We start from the raw sequence: 19,893 nt of genomic DNA on the forward strand, positions 1-19,893 counted from the left end.
GTGGGTTAATAACGGTTGGGTTTTTCAAAAGGCGTCGTTACGCTACTTCGTCAAAATCAGCTTCGAATTCGTCGTCAAGCGCTTTGGCCGGTTGAACGGTGTACCATTCGTTGCCGGTCGGCGAATCGTGATGAAAATTCTGAATCTTGATGAGGCCCTGCTCCAGAAAGACTTTAAACGTGCAATCGGTTTTCGGCAGAATGTTCGCCAAAAACGTTTTACCGTCTTCGGCCTCGAAGTCCGCGTAACCGTTCAGATTTCGCCAGCCGAAGTTTTCGATGTCGGCATGCCAATGGCCGTCCGGATTGATTGCTTGCAAGGTTTCGGTCAGGCAGTCGGTCAACGACTCCCACTCGAAGCCCAGTAAATCCTGATCTTCGCAGGCCATACGAAAAGCGTCGTCCTCATCATCGGCCTCGCCGTTTTCAACCAGGAATTTTGCTTGTTGTATGGCGATATCGCAGGTATCCCACACCAAAAATGGAAGGGATTCGTTCGACTCAGTTTGAATTTGATGGGTCATCGTGTTTCTCCGCTAAAAAGATCGGGGAAACACGCATCCCGCCGGGGAATTGGTTCCCCCGTCGGGTTGAAAGATAACAGACTCAATCAGGCGGCCGCCCGATGCGTTTTAATGGCCTTCATTGCTTCGGCCAATGTCCATAACGCTTGGTTGAGTTGAACATTGCCGTCGATCCCGTTAATGCGGCGAGTGTTGACCACTTTCCGTTGCCCCTTGGCATTCGTTCGTCTGACCGGAATTCCGCCTCTGATCAGATGTTCCTGAATCACGTTAAACGTCGTCCAGAGATCGTCATTGAAATCGGCATTACGCCGGCGTTGCAATACCTGACCCGGCTCCGGTTTATCCGCTCCTTCCTGGAAGCGTAATGGCAACGAGGCCTTGGCGAAGGCGCGTTGCTCGTCGGACGTCAAGTCGATCGCAGCCATCTCTTCTCGGGATTCGGAAATCCGCTCGAAGTTGTTCAGCACCTCGTAAGCGCCTTCGATGACGTTACCGACGACATCGCCGCGATGTTGAACGCGAACGTCCTGAAAGGTGTCACCACAGACCATGCCGTTTTGGCAAACGAACCGGTAACAGCCGGCGAGCATTTGATAACTGGACGATCCGTCATGCGAATTGAGCAGGATGATTTCATTGGTCTCGCCCTGCCCTTCGATTTGACTGGCATGACGCAAGCGCAGCATGTGCTTGGCGAAGCCTTCGCGGGAATCGTCGCGCACCCGTGCCTGGCAGGCCATGAACGGTTGAAAGCCTTCCTTTCTCAAGGCTGCCAAGACTTGGATCGTCGGGATATACGCATACCGATCCGAACGCGAATCATGCGCGGTATCGGCAAAGATCGAAGGCACGGACGACCGTAATGCGTCGTCCGTTAACGGATAATCGGCTCGGATCACAGATGAGCGGGAATTGAAACGTGAACTTAAGGTTGACATGGTGTTTCTCCTGATTAATGAGTAAAAAACCAGGGAAACACGTATTCCACCGGGGAATTGGTTTCCCCGGTTGGGTTGATGACTAATGACTAAGGCGTCTGCACGATTCCCGCAGGAACCGGCCGCCGGCAAAGCAGACTCGCGGCGGTCAAAGGTTATCACTGAAACGCAGTGATCACGTCATAAAACACAGCGACACCTATGAACAACGGATACCTGAACAAAGCCTTCGGGAAAAAGAGGGATTAGCGAGATATTTATAAAATCTCTCTCAAGCCCTCATTTTCTTCAAGTAAGAAGCCAAGTCGAAATTTGTTTTGGAGGCAGGGGTAAAAATGACAACCCGGTTAACGTGACATTGAGACTGCCGTTTAACTTTTGTGCGATTCTGACACGGGAAGACAAAGGCGCAAGAAAAAACCCTAAATGAAACGGCTATGGTTTTTGGTTTCGCTTCGTTCCTTGGCTATCTTTCCGGACCTTAGGCTCAACCGACTGCCGACTTAACCCGGACTGTGTGCCGAACAGTCAATTGCCCCTGTCGGGGTGTTGATTTTGAATAATGTTACATTCTAAGGTAAGGTTGTGATTTTTAAATAGAGCAAGGAAAACCAATGGCTGAAATTATAGCGCGTAACGGTAACGATCTGACGGTTCAAGTCACTATAAAACTGACCGGCAGTTTAATGGAGATGGAAAATACGATATTGGATGGCTGTAATGAAATAGGCTGTTTGGCAACCACAGAAGCGTTGAAAATATTTGATACGGATGGGGGGCCAATAAAATTGGGTGATACTAAAATGACAGCTCGAGACAAGGACAACAAAACCTATCAAACGCCATACGGCAGTGTGCAGCTGGGGCGCTATGTTTATCAAACCTCAAAAGGCGGCAGAATTTATTGCCCTCTGGAGCACAAAGCACGGATTATCCGGGGTGCAACGCCAAAATTTGCCCAACAACTGTCGCATAAATATGCCAACATGAATGCACCGGCGGTCTGTTTGGATTTAGAAGACAATCATCATCGAAAAATAGCGCATTCTTATTTGCAGGATGTGAGCGATTGGGTGGGTGGCATTGCGGAGGCCAAAGAAGAGCTTTGGGAATATGACATTCCGCCCTTGGATGAAGCGATAACGACCATTGTCGTCAGTCTTGATGGCGCTTATGTATTGATACGTGAGGACGGTTACCGGGAAGCGATGGTGGGCAATATTTCGCTTTATGATGTGACCGGCAAACGTCAGCATACCATCTATATCGGTGAAGCCCCCGAATATGGGAAAGGCACATTTTTTCAGCGTTTGGAAAAAGAAATTGTTACCGTCAAAAAACACTATCCCGATGCCCTCTATTTAGGTATTGCCGATGGTGCAAAAAATAATTGGTCGTTTTTAGAGCAACATACCAGTCGTCAATTACTGGACTTTTTCCACGTCACTGAGTATCTGGCAAACGTCGCTTATGCTGCCTATCCAGGAAAAACGGACAAACCCAAGCGCATAATTTGGCTAGATGAACGCTGTAAACAGCTAAAACGTGAACCCGGTGCAGTCGAAACACTGATCAGTGAAATGGAAAAATTGGCCCAAAAAACCAGCCTGACAAAAACAGTCAAAGAGAATTTGGAGGCCGCGCTAACCTATTTTAAAAACCATAACCAGATGATGGATTATGCAATGCATACAGAAAAAAACTTACCTATTGACTCAGGCGTCACCGAAGCTGCTTGCAAGACGCTGGTGAAGCAACGGCTTTGTGGTTCAGGTATGCGCTGGAAAAACCAAGGGGCTAAAGTGATTTTATCTTTACGTGCATTGGTTCAGTCTAAAGGAAGATGGCAACAGTTTTGGGATAAGATTGATCAATATGGTTCCCATGTGTGCGTATAATTCACATTATTCAAAATCAACACCCCCCTGTAGGGCCTATGGCCGGCTTCGTCTGTCATTAGCAGTTGAAACGACTGAGGTTTCATCCAGGCTTCGACTGTTTGCGGCCTGGGTTATCAGGCAGGTCACCGGTTTGTGATCGCTCAAGCGCAGGCCGGAAGGAAGTTGCGCTGTGATTCGATCGAAGCACTCGTGTTCGATTTTACCGGCGTGGGCTTCGACGCAGAGCGGCAGGCGGTTTTTGACGAAGGCTTGCGTAAACAGAATGTGGTCCAATAGGATGTGCGGATCGCGATTCGGTTCGATCCGGTCGTTGAACCGTACCGACCATCTAAGCTCGGACGGATAATCGAACAGCGCATGATTCAGGTATTTCTCGGCTGCGAAGACGTCGCCTTGAAGATTGTCGAGCAGATCGAAAAACAAAAATTGCCGTTCGAACAGTTCTTTGCCGGGGCCGTCGTTGAAATCACCCATGAGCATAATCGCCGGATTGACTTCCTGTCGAAACCGGTGATCGAGGTAATACCGCACGTTCTGCGCTTCGGTCGCCAGTTTGATCCGGTTTTCCAAGGTTGCCTCGATGTATTTTCGGCGCGTTTCGGCGTCTTCGCTGTGGTAGTTACCGACCGTGGTCAATTTGCTCTTGAAATGGCCGCCGATCATTTCGACTTTCGCGTCGCCCAGGGTTACGGTCAATACCTGCGGGTGCCGGAAATGATTATGGGTCGTGGTATCGATGCTGCCCCAACGATGTACCGGCCAATTGGCCTGGTGTTCGGCTTCCGGCGAAGCTTGTTCCGTGTAATCACGCCAGACCGTGATCGGCAGCAGCGAAGCCGATGCCGCCAAAGAGTCTTTGACCAAAAACCAAATCCATTGCTGGCCGCGCTGATGATAAGGCTCACCGACCGGACGTTTGACTGCTCTATAACCCGGCAAGCCGTCGACGAATCGGTCGATGGCCGTATCGCCGGCCGGTCCTTCGGTGATACACAGCACATCGGGCGCAATCTCGGCAATAGCGTCGTAAATCGCCAATAACCGTTGCTGCAGCCGCGCGCGTTGATTGTCCGACTTTCGGTCGTCATCGACATCGCGCAACAAGTTACCCAGCCATTCGATATTCCAGGTGGTGACTTTGTAGCGGTTTTGCATTTTTGGATCCTCTGCTTTTTTATTGCCTAATCATCCGTTACATGTGAGATGGCATCGCCATAAAAGCCTCATGTTGTTCAACGGTTAGCTTTTGAATTTTTCAGCATTGAAAGCCTGCGGTGATACAAAGCTGTTTACTTGCCGTGACCGCTATACGACCCATAAGCGACGGTCGATTTTTTAGAGGCTGTGTCTGCTGTAATTCGCTTAACCGACATTTCGAGATAACTCCAATGGATCAAGTACGTTGAATTTAATGGCCAGTTTTGTCAATTCAATATCGCTGGCAACGCCGAGCTTACTTTTGATCAAATAATGGCAATTGCCGACAGTTTTGGCGCTGATGTTCAGTACACGAGCAATGTCATCGTGGCTTTGCCCTTCCATTAGTAAACGCAAAATTTCAAACTCGCGTACTGTCAAGGTTTGTAGAGCAATGCGTTCGCTGCCCAGTTTTTCCAGTGCCAGTATTTGAGCGATGTCAGGACTTAATACATGGTGTCCTGAATATACATCATAAATGGCACGCAATAACACCTCAGGTTCGCTGCTTTTGCTTACATAGCCCAAGGCTCCAGCATGCACGACTTGCTCGGCAAAGGCAGGGTTTCGGTGCATGCTGAAGACCAGTATTCTGGCGTCAGCTCGACGCTGTTTGATCTTGGCAATCAACTCCAATCCGCTGCTACTCGGCAGCGAAATATCGGTAATCACCAGATCAGGTTCGTATTCCTTAAACAATTGGTACCCTTGTGTACCGTCGCCAGCTTCGGCAACCACACGCATACAGGGCTGTTTGCTCAACAATGCTCGGTAGCCTTCACGGACAATGGCGTGATCGTCAACCAATAAAATGCTGATCATGCCGTCTGCTCGATATTGGCCGCTATCGGTAAGCAAACCTCAACAACCAAACCGTGTGGGTTGGCAATGGCCAATTGCAATCGTCCCTGTAAGGCAGTGACGCGTTCACGGATACCTAATAAGCCGATACCGGTGGTATCGGCAAACGGCAACCGCTTGGCTATGCCATTATCCGCGACCGTCAAAATTGCAGACTCTAAACCGATGATCAGACTAATATTGACATGGGATGCAGTAGCATGTTTAGCGATATTGGTCAGACATTCCTGGATTATCCGAAATAAGGTCATGGCTGGAACTTCCATCAACGATGAGCAATCGCCGCTTATGTCTAATTGAAATCGAGTCTTGTCGCCACTACGCGCATTCCAGCCGGCAACCAGACTATTAAGGCTGACAGCTAATCCTAATTCCTCAAATTCGGCCGGACGCAAACGCCCCAGCAAGCCGTGTACGTTCACCAACATGTGGGCAGTAATTCGACTAATGTGATCGGTTTCGGCGACAAGCGCCGGGCATTGTTGTAACGCAGTTTGTTTGATTGAAGCAGCGACAGCATTGATGGCCGCCAGACATTGGCCGAATTCATCATGTAGCTCCCTTGCCAAATAGCGACGCTCATCTTCCTGTATGTTGATTAACTTCAACACTAGCTTTTGGCGCTCGTCCAGCAATTGTTGCTGACTGTTCGCCAGTTGGTTGATAGCCGCAGCAATACGCTGCCATTCATTTAACTCAAACGCAGGCAAGCGGCAATCAAGATGCCCGGATTCCATCTCTTTGATGCCTGCGACGATGGTTTTTGCCGGTTTTAAGACGCGGCTGATATTCCAATACACCAGCAGGCAGACGGCAAGGACCGTAACGCTGGATAAGGCCATCAAGCTCAGCATCTTATTCCAAGCCTCGGCAATTTCGAGTTCTGCGCTAGGCGTGATTGATAGGGTACCGTAGAGCCTGCCGTTTAGCGCAATCGGCCTTATCGCCGGCAAGCCGGGATTAAAAATCCGCCGATAGCCTGTTTCAAAGAGAGTTGGCCATTCCGCCCGGCTTAGCTTGCTTCCGTTACAAAGACTACGAGGCAATGAGCCATCGGCAGGGGTATAACTCAGGCAGATACCAGGCTGGTTTCCGGAATGTTTCCAGGGCCCAAAATCCGGAAAAGGATTGGTTCGACCCAGCCCGGCATCGATCAACAACAATTGTGACTCCAATTGCTTGCCTAGCGACTCGGCCATTTGCCCGGTGGTTTGTTCGGCAACGCGATGGCTTTGATAGAGCACGAAAGCTGCGATTACCAGCAAGCATGCTAAATGCATATTCTGGCCCAACCTGAACACCCATTCTGGAGCAATCTGAACACCCATTCTGATTCAAGTTGAACACTGATTCTGGTTTCAAGCTGAACACTTTTCTGGATTTTCCAGAATCGGTGTTCAAGTTGCCAGAATGACTGTTCAAGTTGCCAGAATCCCATCTAACGCATTGTTTATCTAATCAGATTATCCTTCCCACCTTTTGTGGAGAAGATAATGTCAGCGAAGAGAACAGCAATGCGAAAATTACGAGAAGTACTCAGGCTTAGCTACAGCGCCGGATTAAGCATCCGAAAAATCAGTGCCAGCACCAAAATCAGTGTCGGCAGCATTCAAAACATCTTAAAACTGGCCGAGCAGCTGAAAATATCCTGGCCGCTACCGGAAGATTGGGATGATCAAACTTTAGTCCTGAAATTTTATCCCCGCTCGGATGCTCAGCCTTCAACCAAATTCCAGGAGCCGGTATGGACTGACGTTCATCTGGAGTTGAAGAAAAAAGGCGTGACCAAACAATTGCTCTGGGAAGAGTATGCCCAGCAGTATCCCAATCGTTGCTATAGCTACTCGCAGTTCTGCGCGCGTTATGCCGATTGGCGGAAGAAACAAAAACGTTCCATGCGCCAAACCCATCGTGCCGGTGACAAGTTATTTATCGATTATGCCGGCCCCACCCTGTCTGTGGTCTGTGCCTCAACCGGCGAAATACGTACCGCGCAGATCTTTGTGGCGGTGTTGGGGGCCTCCAATTACACCTTTGCCGAGGCGACCTGGAGCCAAAGTCTGCCCGACTGGTTAGGCAGTCATGTGCGGGCCTTTGAATTTTTTGGTGGTACAACCGTGATGCTGGTCCCCGATAATTTAAAAAAGCGGGGTGACTAAAGCCTGTCGTTACGACCCTGAACTCAATCCCAGTTATCAACAGTTAGCGTCCCATTATTCTGTCGCGGTGATGCCTGCTCGGCCCTATAAGCCAAAAGACAAAGCTAAGGCCGAGGCCGGTGTTCTACTGGTCGAACGCTGGATCATGGCTAAACTGCGCCATCACACCTTCTTCTCGTTGGCGGAGTTAAATCACTGTATTAGCGCCTTATTGACCGAGCTCAATCAAAAACCCTTCAAGCAAATGCCTGGAAGCCGCCAGCAGTGGTTTGAATCGTTGGATAAACCGGCGCTGTCGCCGCTACCCCAGTACGCCTATCAGTACACGGACATCAAAACCGCCCGGGTCAATATCGATTACCACCTGATTTACGACCAACATCTCTATTCGGTGCCGCATCACTGCGTAGGCGAACCGGTTGAGTTGCATGCCGGTGACAAACTGATCGAAGTCTATTTTCATAACAAACGCATCGCCACCCATGTCCGGAAATATTATCCCGGCATGACCACCGAGCCAGGGCACATGCCGGAACAGCATGCCCAGCATCAGCAATGGACGCCAGAACGGTTAATGAACTGGGCGCAATCGATAGGACCTGAGGTGCGGGTGTGGGTGCAGGGCCAATTACAGCGTAGAGAGCATCCAGAGCAGGCTTACCGCGTGTGTCTGGGTTTATTGAGCCTTAATCGTAGCTATGCCTCCGAGCGCCTCAATAAAGCCTGTGCGATCGCCAATAAAGAATCCCTGTTCAAATTGAAAAACGTCAAAGCCATTTTGCAAAGCAACCGGGATAAGTTGCCTGATACATCACCGGTACAGCTTTCGTTATTACCTCAAGACCATCTAAACATTCGTGGCGCAAAGAGTTTCCACTAATCCCTAACGCCTAAAGCGTTGAGCAAGCAGGGTTTACAGGAGACCCTGCTTGCTCATTATTTTTTAACATCTCAATACAGGACATTATCATGATTGAAACCACCCTCAGCCAACTACGCCAATTGAAACTAAACGGCATGGTCTCTGCGCTGCAAACCCAACTGGATCAACCTGGCACCTATGAAGGCTTAGCCTTTGCCGAACGACTGCAATTATTAGTCGATCACGAAGACCAAGAGCGTAATCAGCGCAAACAGAACCGCTTGACACGCGCCGCCCAATTCAAACTCAAGGCCCAAGCCAAAGATATTGATTATCGGTCCGCCCGCGGCTTGCAGCAGTCACAAATGGCATCACTACTGATGTGTGACTGGCTCAAAAAAGCCCAGAACCTGTTGCTAACTGGCCCCTGCGGCACGGGAAAAACTTATATTGCTTGCGCTCTCGGCCATCAAGCTTGCCTGAAAGGTTACAGTGTTCGCTATTACCGGCTGTCACGCCTGATCCTCGCTTTGACACAAGCCAAGGCCGACGGCAGTTACCGTAAGTTGCTAAAAGTCATTGCCAGTCAAGATGTGCTAATTATTGATGATTGGGGGCTTGAACCGTTAAATAACGCCACTCGAAATGACTTGATGGAAATAATGGATGATCGCTATGAGCAGTCGGCAACTGTCATTATCAGCCAATTACCGACTGACCAATGGTATCAAGCGATTGGTGATAATACCTTGGCCGACGCCATTTTGGATCGGCTAATGCACAACGCCCACCGGATCAATTTACAAGGAGAATCGATGCGAAAAAAAATGAATTCCTTGACTCAAGTTGAACACTTGGCGTAAAAATTCACGTCCACCGATGCGTTAGGTTTTAGGTGTTCAAGTTCGTCCAGAATCAGTGTTCAAATTAATCAGAATACGCACTAAAGCCACCAATGCGATTCGGGTTAGCAAATGTCGTTGTAAATTCATGGCATGACTTGCGTGGGAGAGTCTGGTGTTCCTGCATTCTACGAGCCTATAAGATTACTGCAAAGCTATCTCAGGATACACGGGCATATTGCCCGACCTTGGCGGGCAAATATCGGCTTACGGTCAATACAGCATTGCTTAAGCTATAGTCACCTGAACGGCAATCGATCAGTGCAGTAATGTTTTTGTTATTCCCTTCAAGATGAGGATGATCCATGAGCGATTTTCTTTTCAACGATAGCCATATCCACTGGCAAACCCTGGCCAATATCGAAAATCTACAGTATTCGATTCTGGATATTGACGAGCAGCACCACATCGCAGATGTGTTGTTTAAATTTGCTGCTAACCGGCAAATTGTCTTACATAGGCACAAAGCCTTAAATAAAACCTTCGTCATCCAGGGCGAACATCGTTTGTATCATGCGGATGGCAGCATCAAGGAAATCAGGTCCGTTGGCCAATACACGTCCAGTCCAGCCAGCGATGAACCTCACCGGGAAGGCGGCGGTGAAGTGGATGTTATTGTGCTATTCAGCATACGCGGTGGCGATGGAGTTTTGTATGAGATTCTCGACAATGCGCAGAATATCATCGGCGAACTGAGGTGGCAGGATTTGATCGATCTGTATGCCGCCCAAACACAAATTCAACAGATATGACAATGAAACAACAGATCATTTCATGCATCGCTCTGACTCTCCTGTTAATAAGTCCCCCAAGTGTCGCCAATCCTCGCATTGCAATATTAAATTTCGAACTTAATGACATTACTTCGCTGCCCAACACAATACAGGAACAACAACGAACGGCAAGTATTCGGCCCTTGTTAGAGCAAGCATTTTTGCTGAACGATAACTTTGAAATCATCGAGATCAGTACCAATACCGAAACGACCGCCAACGCCGGTTTCGGCTACTTATTCAGTCATCATGATTTAGCCGCAAAACTAGGTTAGCGATTCGGCGCTGACTGGGTAATCGTAGGTCAACATAGCAAACCCAGCTTTCTGTATTCCTATTTGATAGCAAATTTGGTAGAAGTTAAATCTCAAAAACTGGTCTCGAGATTTGAAATCGAGTTAAAAGGTAATCATGCAAGAGTCACTCAGCATGGTGTTGATGCTCTTGCTGATAAGATTGCTAATAGACTCATTGGTAACAAGTTGTAAAGAAAAAGATAAAAATATAAATCCATCGCTGTCCGCCCCTAATTCAAACCTGCCGTTCACAAATGATATTTTCAGTTACTTGAATGTCTCAAATATGGCCGTTTCTTTCATTCACAAGGTGTAAACATTGGTCTGCATTCTATTCATTTGAAACATACCTGACTGTTACTCATTTACGAAGGAACCCTTAAGTTCTACCTGGTTGAATTGATGAAAGGGGGTAGTCAGTTAGCGCCTCCACCCACTATATGTTCACGGGTAATCTCGCTCAGCTTTTAGGATCGGCGTTGTTTTGGCTTGACGATCTAATTCGCCCAACACTACATTTTGTATCAGGAGGCGCTAACTGACTACCCCCTTGATGAAAACGTCTGCGCGATCCCCGCAGGAACCGACCACCGGTTAGGCAGACTCGCGGCGGCTAAGGGTTGTCACTGAAACGCAGTGACCACGGTAAAAATGTTCCGCTTTTTCCAAGTTCGATGCCTTCGTTGTTAGACATCAATCTTGGAAAAAGCCCCCGAAACGGGGGCAAGTTAATAATCTCAGCCCGCAATCAATTGCTTGGCCAAGGCCACTTCGACGCTATCGCCATCGGAGTTGAGCACATCCAGACCGGTATCCGGCATATCGCCCGATGTCGATTGGCTGACCGCGATTTTCTTCGCCATCAGGGTCAAACAGGCGATTTGTGCGGTATTTTCGTAGCCGAGGTAATGCACTTTTACCGGCTGTTTCTGACCGATCCTCCAGGAACGTCGGGCAGCTTGCTGGACGGTATAGACGTTATACCCCGACTGCATGAAACAGATCGTCGGAAAATCCAGCAAATCCAAGCCGGTCTTGACCAGTTCCGGATTGCAGACCAGTACATCGATGCCCCGGTCCACTTGATCCATGATCCAGTCTTCGCGCCGGTCGGTGCTGACGCTCGACCGCAACACGGCGGTTTTGAAGCCGGCGCTTTCCAGCGTCTTCTTCAAACGGGTTGCGGTATCGCGTTTACCCGTATAAACGGTATATACCAACACCCGCCGGTTTTGAGCTTTCTCCTGTTGGCACAGCTCGATCAACGCTGCTTCCTTCGGGCTGGGTTCGTCTCCCAACACCGGCGGCATCGTCAACAATAACTGCTGGGTCCTCGGATGACGGACTTCCTCCAACCGAAAACAGGTATCCGGCCATGACAACAACACAGTCAACACCAAGCCCAGCAGCGTTTTATCGCCCCTGGCCAACGCCTTGCGCATTTCGGTTGTCAAGAAACCGCTCAAGCGGTTGTAAGCCTCTCTCTGCTCCGGACCCATCGCGATCTCGTCAAACGATTCGTGATAAGGCGGCAGCACGTTCCCGCCGATGTCTTTGAGTTTCAAAAACGCAGTATAAGGCAGCACATAACGCAACACGCCCTTCGGCCCGAATCCCGGCGCTTTCGAGGTATGCACCGTCATTTTCTTGCCTTTGGCGGTGCGGTGGTTGCCGTCGTTGGTTTCCTTAAATACGTCTTTGAGTACCCCGTGCTGACGCATGAAGCTCATGGCGGCCGGCCCCAGGTTGTTCCGGCCGTTATAGCGAAACCCGTCCTCGATCATTCGCGCTGGCATGATTCGCCACAACAAATAAAACAGGTCGTCGGCATAACCGCCCATCAAGGTGCCGGTCAACAATACGGTTTTCCGCGCTTTTTCGGCCAACACGCCCATCGCCTGCCCTTGTGCCGACCCCGAGTTTTTGTACTCATGGCCTTCGTCGACCAGCAACAGGTCGAAGAATCCATCGGGCAGATAGCGCTTGATGAACTCAGACGGTTGATAGCCGCCTTGGCCGAAGCCGATCTCTTGCTTGGCCAGCGATCGCTCCATCCGTCTTGCCTGACGATCGGAAAACACCAGGTCGCCGTGTTCGTCCATCAGATTGATGAACTCGAACACGTTATCCGACAACATGGCCGACAAGGTGTCGGTGCCGAACTTTTGCAGCAGCTTATGGGCTGTTTTCGGACCGATCGTTGGAATTTGGCACAGCGCATCATGAACGATTTCATGAAAATCCTTGGGCGGATTGTTGCGCTTCAAGGTCCACAATGGCGAACCGCAGTGCAAACACGCATGGCGACTATCGTCTCCGCGTTTAAATCGCGCCGCGCTCAGCCATTCGCCTTCGTCATCGACCACAAAGCTCCCGCATGCCGGACAAGCGGCGAATTCAAAGCTGGCCATATAGGTCCGCCTGGGTTGCGTCTCCGTTTCCGGTACGACGACCCGTTCATGAACTCGCCTGACCAGCGCCGCCGGGCGCCAATCGAAGCCCATCCGCATGCGAACGCGGCCGATCACGTAAAACTCAGGCGCCGACGGCGCAACGCTGCGATTCGCCCGGATAGTCAACAGTTGCCGAACGGTATCCGGTCCATTGAGCACCCAAACCTTAGCATCCGGAACGGTCTCCAGGATTTCCCGACGCCATTTGTAGACCAAATGCGGCGGGGAAATCACCAAGGTTCGCCGATAGCCTTCCGCGTGTAATACGGCGGCCGCCGCAATCCCCATCATGGTCTTGCCGCAGCCCATTTCACCGTTCAAAACGGCGGCCGGTTCGCCTTGTTCAACCAACAGTTGACAGACCGCATGTACCCGTTCCCGCTGAGCGTCAAACGGACGGCGTTGCAAGCTATCCATGATTTCGTCCCAATGCGGATTGTGACGGTCTGAATCGTACACAGGCGGCAATTGTCTGGATACCGATGCCATCAGACCGTCTCCGAATTCGGTCAGGAAATCGTTTAACGGAATCGTGTTGGGTTCCTGTTCCCTATTGGACTCCTGTTCTATGTGGGACTCCTGTTCTATGTTGGATTCCTGTGCGTTAACGTCCACAGCGTCAACCACTGCTGTTTCAAGCGTTACTGCGCTTTCAGGGTTTGTGTCAATCATCGTTGTTTCACCTCAAAATAACGCCTGGGGAAACAACATCCCCCAGGGAAATTGATTCCCTGGCGGGTTAAATGTTAAAAAAATACCACTCGATAAATATTGACCACTCTACAACTCTTGAATTGTCGTCGGTCAAATCAGCCCCTGTTCGGCAAACGAATACACCGTTTCCCCGGCAATAAAATGGTCGAGCACGCGAACGTCAATCAAGCTCAAGGCTTGCTTTAGCTTTTCGGTAATCGACTTATCCGCACTGCTCGGTTCCGCAACGCCGGAGGGATGATTGTGCGCGAATATCACTGCTGCCGCGTTATGCTGCAATGCGTCCTTGACGACTTCGCGCGGATAAACACTGGCACTATCGATCGTGCCTCTGAACAGCTCCTCACAGGCAATCACTTTGTTCTGATTGTCCAGAAACAGGCACAGGAAAACCTCGTGTTCATAAGGTGCCAATTTCAACTTGATCAAATCCCGCGCCTTATCGGGTGAATCTAATTTTTCGCCTCTGGCAAAATAACGGTTATAGATGGTGATGGCTTCGTAAATGACATCGTCCTCATCCGCTACGGCGTATTCGCCATTGGCTTTTTGGATATACAGCATGGTGTTTCTCCTGATTAGTGAATAAAAAACCGGAGAAACACGCATCCCGCCGGGGAATTGGTTTCCCCGACTGGGTTGAAAAGAGTCAAACTGTCGTCTAAACATATCGTCTGCACGATTCCCGCAGGAACCGGCCGCCGGATGATGCAGACTCGCGGCGGCTAAGGGTTATCACTGAAACGCAGTGATCACGTCAAGCTCATGAAAGCTCTTTTACCTTATTCATGGCCGGCAACAGCGCAGGCCTTCGAGTTCTTTCCAGCCGCCTTGCATTCAAGCGGCTCGAAAGAACTCCCGATCGTTCGGAAGTTCCAGGCTTTCGCCTTATTGAATCGTCAACACTTCGCCGAAGGTCGGGCTGTTCGGCGTAAAGTCGATTGCTTTGATTTGCGGTACGAATACATCCAATGCGATTCGGATTTCCCGAAACTCGCCGCCGCCCTGCTCTTCGACCTGGACCGTATGTTTTTTGTCCTTGAAGGTGTCGCCTTTCACGACGTAGGTTTTACGACCGTCGTTGGACTGCACGATACCGGACACATGCCCCGCGGCCAACGCCAGCGCTAAGTGCCAATCGGATAATGACATCAGCGGACGCCTTTGCGCGTTTCCCAACTGTCGAGTCATGGCCACGCTAAACTGCGGCCACAGGCAGGGATACTTCTCAATTTCCTCGCGCAGCTGCGTCTCGTCGATTCGGGCGGCATTGAAGCGAATTTCCCCCGTCGACGGCGGCACCCGGTAACAGTCGTCTTCGGCCCATTCCCGGCTCGGCAATACCGGCTTATCCGCGACGTCAAGCTGAGCGAATGCCTCCAATTGGGCGAGGGATTCTCGGTAAACCGGATCGGATGACGTTGTGCGCTTCCTAATCCCCAGCACAACGGCCTGTTTGAACCGTTGCTCCGGAGCCAGATACACCTGCACCCGGTCGAATCCGGCCGCGATCCATTTTCGGAACTCATGGTCAAGCGCATAATGCGGCACGATCAACACCATCACGCCACCATACTGCAAAAGCCTGGCCGCCTGCTGAAAAAATAGCTTTTCCAGACGCTTTTTACCGCTGCGCTGGCTATCCCCCGTCTGACCTTTGTCGGAGACCAAATCGCCGTAAGGCGGATTCAGCCACACTAAACCGAAACTTCGCGGCGTGATCAGGGTGTCCTGAAAATCGCCGTGCAGACAACGCGCCAACAATTGCTTGGCCTGATGAGCGCGATCGACGTGGTATTCCACGCCGAAGGATTCGACGGTGATGGATTCGACGTTTCTATCCGCTTTCGGATCGTTTAAATGCCGCCCGCATTCGGCGAGCGCAGCCCCTTCGCCGGCGCAGGGATCAATGATCCGCATACGGCCGCTTTTACAGGGCTTGAGTAACGACAGCACCCGTTCGATGGTATCGCTATCGGTCGGAAAATACCCGTCTTTGACGTAGTTCCGGGCAATGCGTTGAAACATGAGAGCCATGTGTTTCTCCTGATTGATTAATGAATAAAAAACCGGAGAAACACGCCCCATCAGGGAAATATTTCCCCGGTTGGGTTGATAAAAACGCTGACGATTAAAAATCGGGATGGCGATACGCTTGAGCCATCGTCCAATTGTCATTGCTATCCAGTTCCAACAATCCTTGTCGGATCAACTCGCCGAGTTGTGCTCCGAATTCCTCATCGGGTAGATCAATGCTAACCGCATTGATCCGATAGCCTTTGATTCCCTTTAACCATCCGTTTCGGCGGCAGACATTGACGACAGCGTCCTGCCAATAATCCAGCAACGGCAGTGGGCAAACCGATTTAATCAAGGCCCAGGTTGCCGCGTAGTCATCCTGGTCCGGCAACAACAGCAAATAAGCCCGCCGATTGACGAAATCGGGCGTTACCGCCTTCTTGTCGAACAACCACAAATGGACGATATCGCCGAACAAATTCACTTTCGGCATTCTGCCGGTCATCTTGTCCAGCCGGTCCGGATTGCCGATCCCTACCGTACGATTCATCGCATCGTCCAGAAAGGTCAGTTTGCTTAACCCGCCTTCGCTGTCCGGCAAGGTCAGCCGAGCCAATAACTCCTGGATGGCGGTATCGCGCCCCCAACAGGACGCGAACACCAACCATCCATCATCATCGACCAGGGCGTCGCAGAACACATCGTGTAGTTCATCTATGACTAACATAAACATTCTCCTCGACCCGCAGGACGCGTCCCCGAACGGGAGAGCGCTCCCTGTTCGGGTCTGTAGTAGATTAAAATACCCTCCAGTAACGGCAACTATCCTTTCAGCCAAACCTGGCCGACCGGTTTGAACTGATAACCCAGTTCTTTCAGCCGGTCGCGTTGACGCCGAAACTGGCCGCGATCTACGGTCGGATCGAGTTTAACCGAATCCTGAAGCGGCCAGAGCAAACCGAACAACTGGACGTCCGGATCGGTATTCGCCTCGTCGCCTGGCCCTGCCTCGGCTTCCTGGCCTTCCGGCAAGGACGACTCGGTAGTCGGAGCCGGTTCTGCCGGATGGGTCTCTTTCCGTGCTGTATCCTCATCGATCGGGTCTTGCTCGATCGGTTCGGATTCCTCCGCTGACAATTGATTGACGTTGGCCAGCGCGATGCTTTCCAGCACCGCTCGGGTTTCGATCACGATTCGGCTGGTGGCGGTATAGGAGGATGAAAATACCCGGCTGATGCCGAACACCCCCTCATAACAGCCTTCATCGTATTGATCCAATACCAGATCTTTGACCGCGAAGTCGCCGATCTCGGTATGCAGCGACCCGACACGGAATTCGCCGTTGCGGCCGTTGATGATCCGGACGGTCAGAGTGCCTGATAAACTGATCATGACGCCACCTCTACTTCGGTCAATGACGCTTGTGGATCGGCAGTCGGCGCCATGCGAACTGCGAGTGTTGAATGTTTCATTGCGGTTTCTCCGATTGATGTTAAAAAAACCGGATAAACCAAGTCCCAACCGGGAGATCGTTTCCCGGTTGGGTTTAAAAAAATGTCTGCGCGGCTCCCACGGGAACCGGTCGCCGGTTGGGCAGACTCGCGGCGGCTAAAGGATGCCACTGAAACGCAGTGACCACGGTAAACTGATTTTTTTCCAATGCCTCTCGGTCTCGATAACAAGACGTTCGAAAAAAATCAGGTGCGCAAAGATGACTCTCTCTGCGCACGCTATTTGTGTAATCTAAAGCCCATCATGAGATTCCAAGACAGGCCACTGTCAAAACGCGTTAATGACGACCGCCCATCCGATCAATGTTCGATCGAGATTATTCAGCACACTCGTTACAAAACTAAAGCCTGTTTCCCCATTAAAAAACCGACTATTAGGCTTGCCTGACTCGCCTTCGAGTGTTCAAAGCCATACGATTGCGCACGGTCTACCGCACAAAGGGTTCCATCATTTCCCGACGATGGCGGCCGGTGTCGTCACGCAAAAACGCCTATCGCGTTTTCGCAGAATGCCCTATTTTCAAGACATTCTGCGAAAACCAAACCATGAGAGCAGAAAAAAATTAGCCTATAAAGGAGCGAAGATCCTCCTTGATCCTCAGCAGGTTACCTGATTAGCAAGTTTCTTCAGCTAAAGCCCAAAGATCAGCATATCCTTAGCAGGACGGGGTTCGCAAGCCATGCGCGTCAAGCTAAAAACGGCCAACCCACATCACGCTCTTTCCCAATACCCAGCTTGGGAAAGACACCCCGGAAGTTCCAGCTTTCTGTGACCGATACAACCTCCGCACACTCTCAGTCAACCCCAACTTGCTCGTTCAATCTTTCTTGATTGTCGGGAAGCTAGAGCTTCCTGAACAGGTTACCCAAGCTGGAGCTTGGGTAACAGCATATTTTAGTTTTTGCGACTACGACTGGCCCCTGCTCGGACACTTGGCTTCGGCAAGCTGAAGCATCTTGCTAATCAGGACAGGTTAATCACCGACCGATAGCTTCGATCGAGGGTAGATGAGCAACGCCCATTCACAGTTGGCGTTTGATCGGACAACAGCCGGAATTCGGGGTAAAACAACCACCGCCCCAGTGTCTGGTTCCGTCGTCCGTGTTAAGGACGGCCGTTGTTTTAATCCCGACTGTTTCCGTGAAACCTGCTACAGCCTGACGAATCAGACTATCGACCGGGAATCGCAGGCACACCGGTCAAAGAGCGCGAACCGCAGTCCGCTAAGGGCGCGGCTTTACCGAAGCCGCCACGGGTGAAAAAAGTCTTCGATCCATTATCCTAAAAATAGAGCTGAGAGTCTCAAACTACCGTTCGCCCTGAGCCCTTCGGCTGCGCTCAGGAGAGCCCTGTCGAAGGGTGAACGGTAGTTTGAGGCTTCACCAAGCCGGTGAAAGTGTAGTAGACCCTTCATGCTTCGACTTGGCTCAGCACGAACGGTCTACTACACATGTCAACTGCTCTTTTTAGGATTAGTAAGTCGCACGATTTCAGAATGGTAGCTCCAGCTCCCAAGGGACATAACAAAAAGGCCCTAGAAAAATATCGTCTTTTTTTGTTGTCCGGGCTATCCAATCGGGATCGCTTTTCGTCAGCGACACAATATCATCCTGGAAGTATCGATCGGAATCTGCGATATCCCGCCCCCACATTCTTATCACCACTTCGGCTTTCTGCGTCACACACATCGTTAAGTCCTCTTTTTTCACGATCAAAAAATGAACCACAGGCCAAAGTAGGTCTGTGGTTCGTGTGAAAGATGAGTTAATGATGCGAGATTAGGCGCTTGTAGAAGCTTCCGTTTCTATGGAATCTTCATGGATATCGGCTTGACAATCTTCGCGGGTATCCTCTTGGGAACCGTCTTGTTTCGGCGGAGCGGTATAGACGCTCTCGCCATCCACTTTGATCCAAGAGATGTACAGCAACCGGGCTTTCAGGCTGACGCCGGTCTGTCCGGCTTTATCGCCTTTCTCGTAGACGAAAGTCTCGGCGTAAAGATCGCCCAGTTTGAATCCGATCAGGATTTTTTTCTTATCTCGGCACGCTTTGTCGAGGCGTTTGATCAATTTGGCCGCTTCCGAACCGCTCACGCGGCAATCGAAACGGGTGTATTCGATCGCGTCCTCGGCACCGTGAAGTGCCGCGATATCGCAGGCCCAAAAATATTCACCCCGTTTCACAGGCACTTCGCGGATACGATTGACGTAGCCGACGCCTTGGACATGAAGATCGAAGTAGTTGGTTTGGTTTTGAGTTGATTCAGACATGATGTTTCTCCGATTAAAGGATAAAAAAAACCGGAAATCACAGTTCGACCCCACGGGGAACTGGTTCCCCGGCGGGTAAAAATTGAAAGGTCCGGACTGGTTAAAGCACCTCTGTCCGGATAGTATCTTGATAGTCTGCACGATCCCCGCAGGAACCGGCCGCCGGATACGCAGACTCGCGGCGGCAAAAGGACTCACCGACAGGCGGTGAGGTCGAGAAAGACTTTCAGGTAGAAATCAATCTTAGGTTTTGATCCTAGTGAAAAGTTCGCTTACCGTCAACACACTAATTTTGCGTATTACCATCACCTGAAATCTTTTGATAGAGATCCTCCGGATCAACTTCGTATTGTTTCGCGTAATCCGAAAAATCCGCCCAATTCGCCGCGATATAATCGCTCACAATACTCAAGCAAAAGCGATCCGGCGAGCTATTCGGGCGACCCTTATTCGTTTCGATAGATGACATATCATTCACTCCTGTTCTTGCATTGCAAAAAAATGGCCGCT

Annotated in this window: 18 protein-coding genes and 2 pseudogenes; 6 read left to right on the plus strand and 14 right to left on the minus strand. The window is 50.5% G+C overall.

Annotation, left to right across the window (positions count from 1 at the left end; all coding sequences use genetic code 11):
* Positions 1-37: 37 nt before the first annotated feature.
* Together ACINK7_RS17445 and ACINK7_RS17450 are read right to left on the minus strand one after the other, a co-directional pair.
* The gene (locus tag ACINK7_RS17445; RefSeq protein ID WP_404357211.1) at positions 38-523 is read right to left on the minus strand and encodes a hypothetical protein; all 486 of its coding nucleotides are present in this window, start codon (positions 521-523) and stop codon (positions 38-40) included.
* 86 nt (positions 524-609) lie between these two features.
* Positions 610-1,464: a DUF932 domain-containing protein gene (locus ACINK7_RS17450; protein WP_404357213.1), complete on the minus strand. Its 855-nt coding sequence runs from the start codon at positions 1,462-1,464 to the stop codon at positions 610-612.
* Positions 1,465-2,078: 614 nt separating this feature from the next.
* Here ACINK7_RS17450 and ACINK7_RS17455 point away from each other — a divergent pair.
* Positions 2,079-3,362 carry an ISKra4 family transposase gene (locus ACINK7_RS17455; protein WP_404357215.1) on the plus strand — a complete coding sequence of 428 codons (1,284 nt, stop codon included), beginning with the start codon at positions 2,079-2,081 and terminating at the stop codon, positions 3,360-3,362.
* Between the two features lie 36 nt (positions 3,363-3,398).
* Here ACINK7_RS17455 and ACINK7_RS17460 read toward each other — a convergent pair whose 3' ends face one another.
* The 3 genes from ACINK7_RS17460 to ACINK7_RS17470 all read right to left on the minus strand — a co-directional run bounded on the left by ACINK7_RS17460 (position 3,399) and on the right by ACINK7_RS17470 (position 6,703).
* Positions 3,399-4,520: an endonuclease/exonuclease/phosphatase family protein gene (locus ACINK7_RS17460; RefSeq protein ID WP_404357216.1), complete on the minus strand. Its 1,122-nt coding sequence runs from the start codon at positions 4,518-4,520 to the stop codon at positions 3,399-3,401.
* Between the two features lie 207 nt (positions 4,521-4,727).
* Positions 4,728-5,384, minus strand: a complete 657-nt coding sequence (locus tag ACINK7_RS17465) for a response regulator (protein WP_404357218.1) — start codon at positions 5,382-5,384, stop codon at positions 4,728-4,730.
* On the minus strand, positions 5,381-6,703 hold the full coding sequence (locus ACINK7_RS17470; RefSeq protein ID WP_404357220.1) for a histidine kinase: 1,323 nt from the start codon (positions 6,701-6,703) through the stop codon (positions 5,381-5,383). Before ACINK7_RS17470 ends, ACINK7_RS17465 begins: the two co-directional genes overlap by 4 nt.
* A gap of 213 nt (positions 6,704-6,916) precedes the next feature.
* On the opposite strand from ACINK7_RS17470, the pseudogene istA reads away from it, so the two are divergent.
* Both istA and istB read left to right on the plus strand, forming a co-directional pair.
* A pseudogene (istA, locus tag ACINK7_RS17475) lies at positions 6,917-8,462 on the plus strand (IS21 family transposase).
* A gap of 89 nt (positions 8,463-8,551) precedes the next feature.
* Positions 8,552-9,307: an IS21-like element helper ATPase IstB gene (gene istB, locus ACINK7_RS17480; RefSeq protein ID WP_404357222.1), complete on the plus strand. Its 756-nt coding sequence runs from the start codon at positions 8,552-8,554 to the stop codon at positions 9,305-9,307.
* A 199-nt stretch (positions 9,308-9,506) separates the two neighbouring features.
* On the opposite strand, the gene ACINK7_RS17485 is transcribed toward istB, so the two are convergent.
* On the minus strand, positions 9,507-9,653 hold the full coding sequence (locus tag ACINK7_RS17485) for a hypothetical protein (protein ID WP_404357224.1): 147 nt from the start codon (positions 9,651-9,653) through the stop codon (positions 9,507-9,509).
* Here ACINK7_RS17485 and ACINK7_RS17490 point away from each other — a divergent pair.
* From ACINK7_RS17490 to ACINK7_RS17500, 3 genes and pseudogenes are all read left to right on the plus strand, one after another.
* Positions 9,652-10,098 (plus strand): regulator, encoded by a 447-nt coding sequence (locus tag ACINK7_RS17490; protein ID WP_404357226.1) that lies wholly within the window; start codon positions 9,652-9,654, stop codon positions 10,096-10,098. The genes ACINK7_RS17485 and ACINK7_RS17490 overlap by 2 nt on opposite strands.
* Positions 10,095-10,394 carry a hypothetical protein gene (locus ACINK7_RS17495; protein ID WP_404357228.1) on the plus strand — a complete coding sequence of 100 codons (300 nt, stop codon included), beginning with the start codon at positions 10,095-10,097 and terminating at the stop codon, positions 10,392-10,394. The genes ACINK7_RS17490 and ACINK7_RS17495 overlap by 4 nt, the downstream gene beginning before the upstream one ends.
* Before the next feature lie 15 nt (positions 10,395-10,409).
* Positions 10,410-10,607: pseudogene (locus ACINK7_RS17500) on the plus strand (DUF2380 domain-containing protein); the annotation flags it as partial.
* A gap of 545 nt (positions 10,608-11,152) precedes the next feature.
* Here ACINK7_RS17500 and ACINK7_RS17505 read toward each other — a convergent pair.
* From ACINK7_RS17505 to ACINK7_RS17540, 8 genes are all read right to left on the minus strand, one after another.
* Positions 11,153-13,540: an SNF2-related protein gene (locus tag ACINK7_RS17505; protein ID WP_404357230.1), complete on the minus strand. Its 2,388-nt coding sequence runs from the start codon at positions 13,538-13,540 to the stop codon at positions 11,153-11,155.
* A gap of 132 nt (positions 13,541-13,672) precedes the next feature.
* The gene (gene radC / locus ACINK7_RS17510) at positions 13,673-14,146 is read right to left on the minus strand and encodes a DNA repair protein RadC (protein WP_404357232.1); all 474 of its coding nucleotides are present in this window, start codon (positions 14,144-14,146) and stop codon (positions 13,673-13,675) included.
* 324 nt (positions 14,147-14,470) lie between these two features.
* The gene (locus tag ACINK7_RS17515) at positions 14,471-15,619 is read right to left on the minus strand and encodes a DUF6094 domain-containing protein (RefSeq protein ID WP_404357234.1); all 1,149 of its coding nucleotides are present in this window, start codon (positions 15,617-15,619) and stop codon (positions 14,471-14,473) included.
* A gap of 94 nt (positions 15,620-15,713) precedes the next feature.
* Entirely contained in the window at positions 15,714-16,328 is a 615-nt protein-coding gene (locus ACINK7_RS17520) for a hypothetical protein (RefSeq protein WP_404357236.1), read from the minus strand.
* 95 nt (positions 16,329-16,423) lie between these two features.
* On the minus strand, positions 16,424-16,993 hold the full coding sequence (locus tag ACINK7_RS17525) for a DUF3275 family protein (RefSeq protein WP_404357238.1): 570 nt from the start codon (positions 16,991-16,993) through the stop codon (positions 16,424-16,426).
* Between the two features lie 1,610 nt (positions 16,994-18,603).
* The gene (locus ACINK7_RS17530; protein ID WP_404357240.1) at positions 18,604-18,828 is read right to left on the minus strand and encodes a hypothetical protein; all 225 of its coding nucleotides are present in this window, start codon (positions 18,826-18,828) and stop codon (positions 18,604-18,606) included.
* Positions 18,829-18,891: 63 nt separating this feature from the next.
* Positions 18,892-19,383, minus strand: a complete 492-nt coding sequence (locus tag ACINK7_RS17535) for an STY4534 family ICE replication protein (protein WP_404357241.1) — start codon at positions 19,381-19,383, stop codon at positions 18,892-18,894.
* A gap of 286 nt (positions 19,384-19,669) precedes the next feature.
* On the minus strand, positions 19,670-19,852 hold the full coding sequence (locus tag ACINK7_RS17540) for a hypothetical protein (RefSeq protein ID WP_404357243.1): 183 nt from the start codon (positions 19,850-19,852) through the stop codon (positions 19,670-19,672).
* Positions 19,853-19,893: the final 41 nt, after the last annotated feature.

Origin of the sequence: Methylotuvimicrobium sp. KM1 (assembly GCF_044788715.1) — a bacterium.
Classification (GTDB): Bacteria; Pseudomonadota; Gammaproteobacteria; order Methylococcales; family Methylomonadaceae; genus Methylotuvimicrobium.

What these genes read in the sequence shown, in the direction of transcription:
- ACINK7_RS17445 (WP_404357211.1), bottom strand. Translation starts at nt 523, where the DNA reads ATGACCCATCAAATTCAAACTGAGTCGAACGAATCCCTTCCATTTTTG.
- ACINK7_RS17450 (WP_404357213.1), bottom strand. Translation starts at nt 1,464, where the DNA reads ATGTCAACCTTAAGTTCACGTTTCAATTCCCGCTCATCTGTGATCCGA.
- ACINK7_RS17455 (WP_404357215.1), top strand. Translation starts at nt 2,079, where the DNA reads ATGGCTGAAATTATAGCGCGTAACGGTAACGATCTGACGGTTCAAGTC.
- ACINK7_RS17460 (WP_404357216.1), bottom strand. Translation starts at nt 4,520, where the DNA reads ATGCAAAACCGCTACAAAGTCACCACCTGGAATATCGAATGGCTGGGT.
- ACINK7_RS17465 (WP_404357218.1), bottom strand. Translation starts at nt 5,384, where the DNA reads ATGATCAGCATTTTATTGGTTGACGATCACGCCATTGTCCGTGAAGGC.
- ACINK7_RS17470 (WP_404357220.1), bottom strand. Translation starts at nt 6,703, where the DNA reads ATGCATTTAGCATGCTTGCTGGTAATCGCAGCTTTCGTGCTCTATCAA.
- istB (WP_404357222.1), top strand. Translation starts at nt 8,552, where the DNA reads ATGATTGAAACCACCCTCAGCCAACTACGCCAATTGAAACTAAACGGC.
- ACINK7_RS17490 (WP_404357226.1), top strand. Translation starts at nt 9,652, where the DNA reads ATGAGCGATTTTCTTTTCAACGATAGCCATATCCACTGGCAAACCCTG.
- ACINK7_RS17485 (WP_404357224.1), bottom strand. Translation starts at nt 9,653, where the DNA reads ATGGATCATCCTCATCTTGAAGGGAATAACAAAAACATTACTGCACTG.
- ACINK7_RS17495 (WP_404357228.1), top strand. Translation starts at nt 10,095, where the DNA reads ATGACAATGAAACAACAGATCATTTCATGCATCGCTCTGACTCTCCTG.
- ACINK7_RS17505 (WP_404357230.1), bottom strand. Translation starts at nt 13,540, where the DNA reads ATGATTGACACAAACCCTGAAAGCGCAGTAACGCTTGAAACAGCAGTG.
- radC (WP_404357232.1), bottom strand. Translation starts at nt 14,146, where the DNA reads ATGCTGTATATCCAAAAAGCCAATGGCGAATACGCCGTAGCGGATGAG.
- ACINK7_RS17515 (WP_404357234.1), bottom strand. Translation starts at nt 15,619, where the DNA reads ATGGCTCTCATGTTTCAACGCATTGCCCGGAACTACGTCAAAGACGGG.
- ACINK7_RS17520 (WP_404357236.1), bottom strand. Translation starts at nt 16,328, where the DNA reads ATGTTAGTCATAGATGAACTACACGATGTGTTCTGCGACGCCCTGGTC.
- ACINK7_RS17525 (WP_404357238.1), bottom strand. Translation starts at nt 16,993, where the DNA reads ATGATCAGTTTATCAGGCACTCTGACCGTCCGGATCATCAACGGCCGC.
- ACINK7_RS17535 (WP_404357241.1), bottom strand. Translation starts at nt 19,383, where the DNA reads ATGTCTGAATCAACTCAAAACCAAACCAACTACTTCGATCTTCATGTC.
- ACINK7_RS17540 (WP_404357243.1), bottom strand. Translation starts at nt 19,852, where the DNA reads ATGTCATCTATCGAAACGAATAAGGGTCGCCCGAATAGCTCGCCGGAT.